Raw genomic sequence first — 10503 nt, forward strand, 5'->3', positions numbered from 1 at the left:
CAGGGGATCAGCGGGAGGTGAGACGTTCGAGCATCCGGCGCTCCTCGGCCAGGCGCTGATTGGCCCGGGCCAGCTCCCAGGAGAGCTTGGCCACACAGCCGATCGAGAAGCAGATCATCGCGCTTCCCACCAGGCCCCAGCCATGGGGGTGGAGGCTCTCGTCGTCGGCGCGAAGCAGACGCACGGCCAGGACCGCCACAAGACTGGAGGCGGCCCAGGGGCCATACACCCAGAAGCGGAGCGACGCGGGCATGGGCTCAGTCGAGGGCCGCCTCGATCAGGTCGGCGATCAGCAGATTGTCGAGCGACAGGGCACCGCCGCCGCTGCAGATCAGAACCAGGGCCATCACCACATAGACGGCGGCCTTCTCCCAGCTGGGCGGCTCCCCCACCCCCCCGGGCCCGGCGTAGTCACCGGGAGGAATCTGGTAGGGATCCGGGGCGATGAAGGGCGTGCCCTTGGCGATCTCCAGCACCATCGCGTAGGCCATTGACACCAGGATGGCGAGGGCCGCCAGGGGCGTGAACAGCCCCGGCAGCAGGGCGATGCCCGAGCCCCACATCGAGAAGGCGGAGAGGAAGCAGAGCCACACCGGCGTGTTCAGCGCTCGCGCCCAGGTATCGAGATGGCGAAGCTTGGGCCAGCCGTGGCGGATGAAGGCCACCCCCAGGAAAAGGCGCAGCAGCAACAGGGCCCAGGGCAACAAGCCGGAATCCCCCGCCAGCCAGACAGCAGCGGTGGCGAGCCAGGCCGGCAGGGCCACCGGCAGCCATTCAAGGATGGTGAGCTCCATGGCGCTCAGGGGGTGGCCCGGATCTGCCGCCACCGTAGGGAGAACCCGCTCACCCTGCAGCCTCTGGGCTGCTTTCCGCTGCGTTGGAGGCCTTCCCCTGCGCCTCTCGCCGCTCCAGCCCCACCTCCACCTGCAGGTGCTGATTGGCGCGGCCGGTGATCAGCAGGGAGGCGCGCTCACGGGTGGCGATCTGCCAGAGCCATTTGGTGAGCAGGGTCAGCCGGTTCTCGCTGTCCGGCATGAAGGCCAGGTGGGCCAGGCCCCAGAGCAGCCAACCGATGGGACCGCTCACCCGCAGGCCGCGCAGGTCGGCCACGGCATTGAAGGGCCCCAGCACCGCCATGCTGCCCAGATCCAGCCACTGGAACGGGGCCTGGCGACTGCCGCGGCTGATCGCCAGCAGATCGCGGGCCACCCAGCCGCCCATCTGCACAGCGGGGCCGGCCATGCCCGGCAGCGGCTTGCCATCGGCGGTGTGGCTGTAGGAGCAGAGATCTCCCACCACACGGATCTGCGGGTGTCCCGGCACGGAGAAATCCGGCTCCACCACCACCCGGCCGCCCCGATCCACCGGGCAGCCACAGCGTTCCGCCAACAACCGGCCCAGGTGGGAGGCACGCACACCGGCGGTCCAGCAGATCGTGGCCGCCTCAAGGATCTGCTCGCCGGCGGCCGTGCCCACCACCACCCGGTCCGCCTCGATCTTCTGCACCCGCCCGCCCAGCAGCAGCTCGACCCCCACGTTGCGCAGGTAGTCGCCCGCCTTGCTCGACAGGCTCGGATGCATGGCCCGCAGCAGCCGATCGCCAGGATCCACCAGGGTGACGCGGGTGTCGGCCGGATCGAGCTGGCGGAAATCCCGGGCGATCGCATGGCCCATCAGCGCGATCACAGAGCCAGCCAGTTCACAGCCGCTGGGACCGCCGCCGATCACCACCACAGACTGCAGCAGGCGGCGGCGCTCCGGATCGGGGGTCTGCTCCGCCTCCTCCATGGCCTCCAGCAGGCGACGGCGGATCTCATCGGCGTGCTCGAGGATCTTCATCGGTGGCGCCAGTGGGCGCCACTCCTCATGGCCGAAGTAGGTGCTGCCCGATCCGGCGGCCAGGATGAGGTGGTCGTAGCGGTAGCGGCGATCGTTGAACACCACCTCCTGCGCCACCGGATCGAGATCCACCACCTCCCCCAGCAGCACCTGCACGTTGGGGGCCTGTCCCACCATCTGCCGCAGCGGTGAGGCCACATCCGCCTCGGACACCAGGCCCGTGGCCACCTGGTAAAGCAGCGGCTGGAAGAGGTTGAAGTTGCGCTTGTCGATCAGCGTGACCCGCACCGGCTGGCGGGCCAGCACGTGGGCCGCCTTGAGACCGGCGAAGCCTCCACCCACGATCACCACGTGCGGGCAATCCTTGAGGCTGGCGTCGGCGGGCTCGAGTTCCAGGAAGAAGCGTTCCTTCACCATCGACGCACAGCCACTGGGCGCAACCTATTCACGCCATCCGGATCAGTCTGTTCCATGTCACCGGCTGCGGTCAGGCGACGCAGTGACAAGCTGCGCAGCAGTGGAGCGGATGCAACGGTCGCGCGGGGTAACCGGTCGAGCAGCGAATCCTTGGCCATGCTGGGGCCGTCCTCTCCTGTTCCGCCATGACCCTGGCCGCCCTGCGCTCCTTCACCGCCCGCCTCGCCGCTGACCCTGCCCTGCGGGACAAGGTGCACGCCGCCAACGGTCTCGACGAGGTGGTGGCGATCGCTGCGGAACAGGGCGACACGATCTCCAAGACCACGTTGCTACGGGAGCAGGCCCGCGCCGTGGCCGAGACCCCCGATCACCACCTTGAGGGCATCAACAGCTGGGCTGATGCCCTGATGGTGTGCTTCGGCGCCACCGACAAAGACTGACGCTCTGAATCAGGCGATCGCCGCGAAGCACTCGCGGAACGCGGCGATCGTGGCGTCGATGTCGGCGTCGCTGTGGGCCAGGGAGGTGAAGCCGGCCTCGAAGGCGCTGGGGGCCAGGTAGAAGCCCCGCTCGAGCATGGCGCGGTGCAGCTTGCCGAAGCGCACCGTGTCGGCGGCCTTGGCGTCTTCGAAATTGCGCACCGGCCCCTCACAGAGGAAGAAGCCGAACATGGCGCTGATCGATCCACCGGTGATCGGCAGCCCGGCATCGCGGGCGCCCTGCTGAATGCCGTCCGAGAGGCGCTTGGTGATCGTCTCGAGCCGCTCGTAGGTGCCGGGTTGCTTGAGCAGCTCCAGGGTCTTGATGCCGGCGGTCATCGCCAGGGGGTTGCCGCTGAGAGTGCCGGCCTGATACATCGGACCGGCTGGGGCCACCATCGCCATGATGTCGGCCCGGCCGCCATAGGCACCCACCGGCAGGCCACCGCCGATCACCTTGCCCATCGTGGTGAGATCGGGGGTGACGCCGAACCGGGCCTGGGCGCCGCCGTAGCTGATCCGGAAGCCGGTCATCACCTCATCGAACACCAGAAGCGCGCCGTGCTCCTTGGTGAGTTCGCGCAGGCCCTCGAGGAAGCCTGGCTCGGGGGTGATGAAGCCGGCGTTGCCCACCACCGGCTCCAGGATCACGCCGGCGATCTCGCCGGCATTGGCGGCGAACAGCTGCTTCACCGCCTCCAGGTCGTTGTAGGGAGCGGTGAGGGTGTTGGCGGTGGTGCTGCGCGGCACCCCGGGGGAATCCGGCAGGCCGAGGGTGGCCACACCGGAGCCGGCCTTGACCAGGAACATGTCCGCATGGCCGTGGTAGCAGCCCTCGAACTTGATGATCTTCTCGCGGCCCGTGAAGGCCCGGATCAGCCGCAGCACCGACATGCAGGCCTCGGTGCCGCTGTTCACGAAGCGCACAATCTCGACCGACGGCACGGCCTCGATCACCATCTCCGCCAGCTGGTTCTCCAGGGCGCAGGGGGCACCGAAGCTGGTGCCCTTGTCGAGAGCCTCGTGCAGGGCGGCGATCACCTCGGGATGGGCGTGGCCACAGATCGCCGGACCCCAGCTGCCGATGTAATCGACATAGCGGTTGCCGTCCACATCCCAGGCGTAGGCGCCCTTGACCCGATCGAAGAAAATCGGCTGGCCGCCGACCGAGCGGAAGGCCCGCACCGGCGAACTGACACCGCCGGGCATCAGCGTCTGGGCGGCGGCGAAGAGCTCCTCCGAACGGGTGGTGTTCAGGGCCGGAGCCGATGCTGGAGCCGTGGTGGAGGCCGAGGTCAAGGCGGAGTCCGAAAACGGTGGAAGAATCCAGCGGACAGGAGCGATCTGGTGGCGCTTCTCTGAGGAAGCTGCCACGGGTCGTGTTCCCCGACACCGCAGGAATGACCCCCATCCTGACCCAGAACGGAACCCCCGCGTGCAGCCTCGGTAAGTTCTTGGTGGCTGACAGGGGCGTGTGACGATCGACTGGGCCGCTCTGGAACGGCAATGCCGCCGCATCCTGCCGGCGCGAGCGGTGGTGGCACAGCGCCAGGAACTCCTGGCTTACGACAGCGACGGGCTCACCCTGCATCGCCACCAGCCACCCCTGGTGGTGCTGCCCGAGACCACCGAGCAGGTGGCGGCGCTGCTGCGCCTCTGCGACCAGGGGCAGATCCCCTTCGTGGCCCGGGGCAGTGGCACCGGCCTCTCCGGCGGTGCCGTGGCTGAACAGGAGGCGCTGGTGGTGGCCACCAGCCGCATGCGCTCGATCCTGCAGGTGGACCTCGACAACCGCCAGGTGACCGTGCAGCCCGGTGTGATCAACAGCTGGGTGACCCGGGCCGTGGCCGGAGACGGCTTCTATTACGCCCCCGATCCCTCCAGTCAGGTGGTCTGCTCGATCGGCGGCAACGTGGCCGAGAACTCCGGCGGGGTGCACTGTCTCAAATACGGCGTCACCAGCAACCACGTGCTGGCTCTGGAGGTGGTGCTGCCGGACGGCACGATCACCCGCCTGGGGGGTGACCTGGCCGAACAGCCCGAACTCGACCTGCGCGGCGCCTTCATCGGCAGTGAAGGCACCCTCGGCATCGCCACGGCCATCACCCTGAGGCTGCTACGCGCTCCCCAGAGCGTGGCCGTGCTCCTGGCCGACTTCGCCTCGATGGAGGCGGCGGGGGAGGCGGTCCGCCTGGTCACAGCGGCCGGTGTGCTGCCGGCCGGCATGGAAATCATGGACAACTTCACGGTCAACGCCGTGGACGATCTGTTCGGCCGCGATGAATACCCGCGCGATGCGGCGGCTGTGCTGCTGGTCGAACTCGATGGCCAGGAACGGGAGGTGAGCGCGGCGGTCGAGCTGGCCGGCTCGCTCTGCCGCCAGGCCGGCGCCCGCACGATCCGCCAGGCCACCGATGAGGCCGACAGGGCCCTGCTCTGGAAGGGCCGCAAGAGTGCTTTTGCAGCAGTGGGCCGGATCACCCCCACCTATTACGTGCAGGACGGCGTGGTGCCGCGCAGTGCCCTGCCCTCGGTGCTGGCGGCGATCGAGCGGCTGGCGCGCCAGTACGGGCTGCCGGTGGCCAACGTGTTCCACGCCGGCGACGGCAACCTCCATCCTCTGATCCTTTACCGGGCCGACGAACCTGGCGTGAGCGACCGGGTGCAACAGCTCGGAGCCGACATCCTGCGCCTCTGCATCGAGGCCGGCGGCAGCATCACCGGCGAGCACGGCGTCGGCAACGACAAGCGCTGCTATCTCGACTGGATGTTCGCCCCCGACGATCTGGCCACCATGCAACTGGTGCGCCGTGCCTTCGATCCCCAGGGCCTCGCCAATCCCGGCAAGATCTTTCCCACCCCCCGCAGCTGCGGTGAATCGATGCGCCGCCAGGTGCACCTGCAGCAGCAAGGTGTGACGCTGCCGGTGGCCGCCTTCTGATCGGGGTGCCACAGTCAGCCGTTCGGTGGCTGGGCCTCAGGCGGCTGGGGTAGAGCTGAGGTCAGAAGAGGGGGGCATCGGGGGTGCCGATCGGGGAGGGAGCGCGGGGGCGCGAAGGCTGCTCAGGAAGCGTCGCCAGCAGGGCTGAGATCGCCAGCAGGGCGATCAGAGCCCACCAGCGCCGACTCAGGTTGCGTCGTGGCAGGCGCGGCAACAACCGCATCCAGCCGCGACGCCGGCGGCGGTGCTGCTCCAGCTCCACCACCGTGCCGGTGAGGGGGCGGCCGCAACGGCCACACACCATGCGGCCAGCCAGACTGCGATCGGCGCGTACCGCCCAGCTGCCGCAGGAAGGACAGGCCATGGGTGCCCTGGTTCGATGCTGCGTCGGTCTTAACCAGCAAACCACGGCCCCGTGATCGAACCGCTGCCGCTCCCTGTCCTGCCGCTCGCAGAACTGCCATCGCTGCCCGACGGCCTGCCCCTGGCGGTGGTGGGCCATGTGGAGATGGTGAGCTTCCTGGGAGTGACGCGATGGCCGCGTCCCGGACTGATTCAGCACGCCAACGCCTTCGCAGAGGAACCCGCCGGCGGAGGGGCCGTGGTGGCGGTGCAGCTGGCCCGCCTCACCGGAGCCCGCGTGCCCTTCTTCACCGCCCTCGGACGCGATCGAATCGGCCAGCAGGCTGCCGAACGGCTCGAAGCCCTGGGACTGGAGTTGCATGTGGCCTGGCGCGATGCCCCCACCCGCCGGGGCGTGAGCTTCACCGATGCCAGCGGGGAGCGCGGCATCTGCGTGATCGGCGAGCGACTCGCCCCCCAGGCCAGCGATCCCCTGCCCTGGGAGCGGCTGGCGGCGATGCGGGGCGTGTTCGTCACCGCAGCCGATCCGGAGGCCCTGCGCCTGGCTCGCCGGGCGGCGTGGCTGGCGGCCACGCCCCGGCTGCGACTGCCGGTGCTCCAGCAGGCGGGCGTAGCCCTCGATGCCCTGATCGGCAGTGCCCTCGACCCTGGCGAGCAGCTGCCGGACGACGCGATCGATCCAGCCCCGGCCCTCTGGATCGGTACCGAAGGCGCAGCGGGTGGCCACTGCAGACCAGGCGGACGTTTCCAGGCGCTGCCCCAGCTGCGGCCCGTGGTCGACAGCTACGGGGCCGGGGACAGCTTCGCCGCCGGCGTGAGCGCCGGTCTGGCCGCCGGTTGGTCCCTGGCCGCCGCGCTCAGCCTTGGCTGCCACTGCGGCCGGGCCTGCCTCGACGAGCTGGGGCCCTATGCCAGCCAGCTGCAGCTCCGCTGACCCTTTTTCTGCCCCCCCTGGCACCGCCCTGATCAGTGGCTCGGGCACCTGTGGCATCGTGGGGCGCCCTCACGCCGCCTGAGATCGGATGTTGGTGCGGATCCGCCAGGAGCTTGCAGAGGCGGCACCACTGGCGGTGCTGGTGGGGGCCACGCTCGGTTATGGCCTCACCACCATGCTCGCGAGCGCCCTGGGCCAGAACAGCAGCCTCAGCATGGAGGCTCTGATGATCGGCACCCTGCAGATCTTCGGGCCGGTGGGTGTGAACCTGATCTGGATCAGTCGGTCGGCCCCGCTGCGGGTGGGCCTGGTGGCGCGACACCGCTGGCACCAGATGCAGCTGGGTGAACAGCCCGATGCCGGCGGCCCGCGCCTCTGGAGGGAACTGACTGCGGCGATGATCACGGCGGTGCTGCTACTGCCTTACTTCGTGGGCGCCATCCTGCTGGCCGGTGTGGTGGCCACACCCCGTCTCGATAACGCGGGGCAGCTGTGGGAGCTAATGGGACAGATCAGCCCGGGTGATCTGATGCAGACGCTGCTGCGCACGGCCCTGTTCGCCGCGGTGGCCGAAGCCCTCTGCCTGCGCAAGGGCCGCCGGCTGCAGACGTCTCTTGAGGAATTGCCCCGCCTGATCGCCGATGCGATTCCGGAGTGCTTTCTCGCGGTGATCGTCCTGGAGGCGGCCTGGCTCACCCTGATCGACCCGTTCCACGGAATCCTGCGATGACAGAGCTCCTTCCCGCCGGCCCAGGAGCGCCTTCCGGCCCCGGCCAGCTGCCGGCATGGCCGCCCCGCCGGCCGGTGGTCAGCCGCCTGAGCTGGCTGTTCATCATCGGCGCCCTGCTGATGGGCGGCTGGGTGGTGCGGGGCATGGTTATGGAGCAGCTCCGCTGGCGCAACAGCTTTGAAGCCCGGATGCGCACCCGCGACGCCACCGGCATCTGGCCAGGCGTGCATGTGACCCTCTCCGGCTATCGGATCGGTCGGGTGGATCGGGTCCAGCTCGGACCTGATGGTGTGGTGGCCGTGGATCTGCGCATCGTGGAGCGCTACCGCTCGCTGCTCGGTCCGCGTAGCCGCGCCTACGGCACCCGGCCCGGGGTGATCGGCGACAGTGAAATCGCCATTACGGCCGACCCCAGCCCACCGGGTTCTGCGTTGGCACGCACCGATCTTCTGATCCCTTACGACCCACCCACCGACGTGGCCGATCTTCTGCAGGAGCTGGCCCAGACCCGTCTGCAGCTGGATCGCACCCTGCAGAGCACGGTCAAGGTGGTCGAGAAAGACCTTCCCGGCGCCATCGGCCGCTTCAACGGCACCCTTGCCGACGTCAGCCGCCTGGCCGGCACCCTCAACCGCGAGACCGGCAGCACGGCAGCCGTGACCCGCGACACCCTGCGCGCCTACCAGCGAACGGGCGCGGAGGTGGGCCAGACCTCCACCCGGGTGGATGCTGTGCTGCAGAAGACCACACCGGAATTAGTGGGAGCGCTGCGCGAAATCCGCCGCTTCACCGCCGGCACCAATCGCCTGCTGGAAATGTTCGCCGCTCCCCTGCTGGTCGACCCTCCCGCCGAACAGGAACCGGCCAGTCCTCTGGCCAGTCCCTCAAGCAAGGCGAATCCATCTGAAAGAACAGCCAACTGAGGCTGCAGCCGATTGGGGATGCATGGGAAGATCTCCGGATTCACGCGGGAGTCAGCCTTGAATGACATGCACGCAACTGGCTCCAGCGCAGCAACAATGGGCCAGCAGGCTGCAGAGTCTGGGACTGGCGGACGGGAACCGCTGCTGAACAGAATGGCTCCCATGCTGGCCACGGCCCTCGCCCTTCTCCTGAGTCCCGCGGCAACGGCCGAGGCCGCCGACAACGAATTCCTGGTGCGCCAGGCCGTGGACTTCTACTGCGGCAGCATGAAGAGCGAAAATCCCGGCCGGATGACTGATTACGACCGAGGGCTCTACGAAGGCATGGCGATCGGATTCATCTTCGGCCAGTACCCCAAGCAGGCTGATTTTGTCGAAAAGCTGGGGGAAGATCGCTTCAACGGACTCTTCTACGGCGGCATTCGCAAGCAGTGTCCTTCCAAATCATTCGACTGAGACTCATCGCACCAAAGTTGATGGCCTACAAAGTCACTGGCCTAATGGTCGGCAGACTGTGATCACTTGCTTGAACTGTATCAATGTCATCCGATAGCTGTTCAACGTGAGCGAATTCGCACAGCGGCGGTTCAGCCGATGTAAATCTGCATGACAGGTCAGCCTGGTCTGTTGCATTGGCGACCGAAGTGAGATGGGGTCCTGACTGGTGATGGAGCAGACCTCCCCGGACTTTTCCATGGATTCCCCCACTGCGCTTGCAGCCGTTGCCCTGGCTGCTGTCTCATGGGACGGTAGTCTCACGCGAGCCGGCACCCGTTCTCTACGCCACCTGCTGGATTACCGAGCTCCTTACAACCAGCGCAGCGAAGCCCAGATGATCGCGCTGATGGATGACCTTCTAGCCGAATTACGTCGGCTCGGAGCTGAAGGACTGATGGAGCGGGCAGCCAGCGTTCTCGACCCGCGACAACGGCACACCGCCTATGCCATGGCTGCAGAAATCATGCGCTCTGATGGACCGCTGCTCGAACAGGAGCAGCTGATCCTTGAGCATCTTGCCGAAACGCTCAGCCTTGACCTTCTCGAAACAGCCAAGGTATTGGAGGTGATGGATATCCTTCACGCTGCCTTGGACGATCCGAATTGGTTAACGCCAACCGACGGGACCCTGCGCACAACAGACAAGCCCGTTGCAACGGTGGCCGTCTGAAACGCTGAATCACGGACTGCGATCCATCACGACGGTCCGCAGCCGCAATGTCATACCCCCACTTCTCTTTCACCTGCTTCCCCTATGCGATTATTCTCCCCTAATCTGTGTTCGTAAGCATCACTGGAACGATCAGTCGATTCTGAGGCCGCTACCGGGCACAGACACAGGGAGGCGAGAGGGACACAGCCGAGATCCCGAACAATCGCATCGTGTGACATTGGAGGCCACAAGGCTCGACTTGATTAGGTAGCAAGCTCCGCTTTCCTGAGGTGACGCTCGGGACGTGCGGTGCAGATACAGACGGCATGAACCACCCGGTCCGTCATCGCCGAAAGATTGAAGCGCCGGTTGAAGCGGTAAGTGAAGGCGCCCAGGTAGCGGTCGGCGTACTTATCGAATCGCAAGGCGTGAAACGTGCCGCTGAAGCTGGTTTTCAGGTTGCTGAGTATCGTGTTGATCCAGTGGAATTCAGGCAGCTCATTGGGATGGCGTCCGTTCACTACCACAGGGTGATGGAAGCAACCGACTTCTGCCACGGCGCGGAAGCAAGCCAGTCCATCAGATACCACTTCACACCCTATGGCCAATGAATCCTGGGCCCAGTCAGCGATAGCTGCAAACGAGAACGTCGGGACTGTTGAAAGCTTCACATGAACCGGGCAGCCAGTGTCATCAATGGAGACGGCGGCAACGATCGGGACCTTGT

The 10503-nt window shown here is 67.1% G+C and carries 13 protein-coding genes; 7 read left to right on the forward strand and 6 right to left on the reverse strand.

Annotation, left to right across the window (positions count from 1 at the left end):
- Nucleotides 1-7: 7 nt before the first annotated feature.
- The 3 genes from VB777_RS06230 to VB777_RS06240 are packed head-to-tail and all read right to left on the reverse strand — an operon-like array spanning nt 8 to nt 2256.
- Nucleotides 8-253: a hypothetical protein gene (locus VB777_RS06230; protein ID WP_197156448.1), complete on the reverse strand. Its 246-nt coding sequence runs from the start codon at nt 251-253 to the stop codon at nt 8-10.
- Nucleotides 254-257: 4 nt separating this feature from the next.
- A complete protein-coding gene (locus tag VB777_RS06235; RefSeq protein WP_197159343.1) occupies nt 258-794 on the reverse strand; it encodes a DoxX family protein in 537 nt (178 codons plus the stop codon).
- A gap of 49 nt (nt 795-843) precedes the next feature.
- Entirely contained in the window at nt 844-2256 is a 1413-nt protein-coding gene (locus VB777_RS06240; RefSeq protein ID WP_197156450.1) for an NAD(P)/FAD-dependent oxidoreductase, read from the reverse strand.
- Between the two features lie 185 nt (nt 2257-2441).
- On the opposite strand from VB777_RS06240, the gene VB777_RS06245 reads away from it, so the two are divergent.
- The gene (locus tag VB777_RS06245; protein WP_197170480.1) at nt 2442-2696 is read left to right on the forward strand and encodes a Nif11-like leader peptide family natural product precursor; all 255 of its coding nucleotides are present in this window, start codon (nt 2442-2444) and stop codon (nt 2694-2696) included.
- A gap of 9 nt (nt 2697-2705) precedes the next feature.
- On the opposite strand, the gene hemL is transcribed toward VB777_RS06245, so the two are convergent.
- Nucleotides 2706-3992, reverse strand: a complete 1287-nt coding sequence (hemL, locus tag VB777_RS06250) for a glutamate-1-semialdehyde 2,1-aminomutase (RefSeq protein WP_197159344.1) — start codon at nt 3990-3992, stop codon at nt 2706-2708.
- A 217-nt stretch (nt 3993-4209) separates the two neighbouring features.
- Between hemL and VB777_RS06255 the strand changes: the two genes are divergently transcribed.
- Entirely contained in the window at nt 4210-5676 is a 1467-nt protein-coding gene (locus tag VB777_RS06255; protein WP_323247748.1) for an FAD-linked oxidase C-terminal domain-containing protein, read from the forward strand.
- Between the two features lie 61 nt (nt 5677-5737).
- On the opposite strand, the gene VB777_RS06260 is transcribed toward VB777_RS06255, so the two are convergent.
- On the reverse strand, nt 5738-6040 hold the full coding sequence (locus tag VB777_RS06260; RefSeq protein WP_197156456.1) for a hypothetical protein: 303 nt from the start codon (nt 6038-6040) through the stop codon (nt 5738-5740).
- Between the two features lie 54 nt (nt 6041-6094).
- Between VB777_RS06260 and VB777_RS06265 the strand changes: the two genes are divergently transcribed.
- From VB777_RS06265 to VB777_RS06285, 5 genes are all read left to right on the forward strand, one after another.
- Nucleotides 6095-6973 carry a PfkB family carbohydrate kinase gene (locus tag VB777_RS06265; RefSeq protein WP_416238315.1) on the forward strand — a complete coding sequence of 293 codons (879 nt, stop codon included), beginning with the start codon at nt 6095-6097 and terminating at the stop codon, nt 6971-6973.
- A gap of 88 nt (nt 6974-7061) precedes the next feature.
- Nucleotides 7062-7703, forward strand: a complete 642-nt coding sequence (locus tag VB777_RS06270; RefSeq protein WP_323247753.1) for an ABC transporter permease — start codon at nt 7062-7064, stop codon at nt 7701-7703.
- Nucleotides 7700-8626: an MlaD family protein gene (locus VB777_RS06275; RefSeq protein ID WP_323247755.1), complete on the forward strand. Its 927-nt coding sequence runs from the start codon at nt 7700-7702 to the stop codon at nt 8624-8626. Before VB777_RS06270 ends, VB777_RS06275 begins: the two co-directional genes overlap by 4 nt.
- Before the next feature lie 162 nt (nt 8627-8788).
- Entirely contained in the window at nt 8789-9082 is a 294-nt protein-coding gene (locus VB777_RS06280) for a hypothetical protein (RefSeq protein ID WP_197156462.1), read from the forward strand.
- 211 nt (nt 9083-9293) lie between these two features.
- Nucleotides 9294-9794, forward strand: coding sequence for a tellurite resistance TerB family protein (locus VB777_RS06285; protein WP_323247758.1), 501 nt, complete (start codon nt 9294-9296; stop codon nt 9792-9794).
- A 245-nt stretch (nt 9795-10039) separates the two neighbouring features.
- Here the strand turns inward: VB777_RS06285 and VB777_RS06290 are convergent.
- Nucleotides 10040-10503 (reverse strand): IS1595 family transposase (locus VB777_RS06290; RefSeq protein ID WP_323247760.1); only part of this gene is annotated, 464 nt, incomplete at its 5' end.

This window comes from Synechococcus sp. CCY9202 (genome assembly GCF_034931685.1).
Lineage (GTDB): Bacteria > Cyanobacteriota > Cyanobacteriia > PCC-6307 > Cyanobiaceae > CBW1002.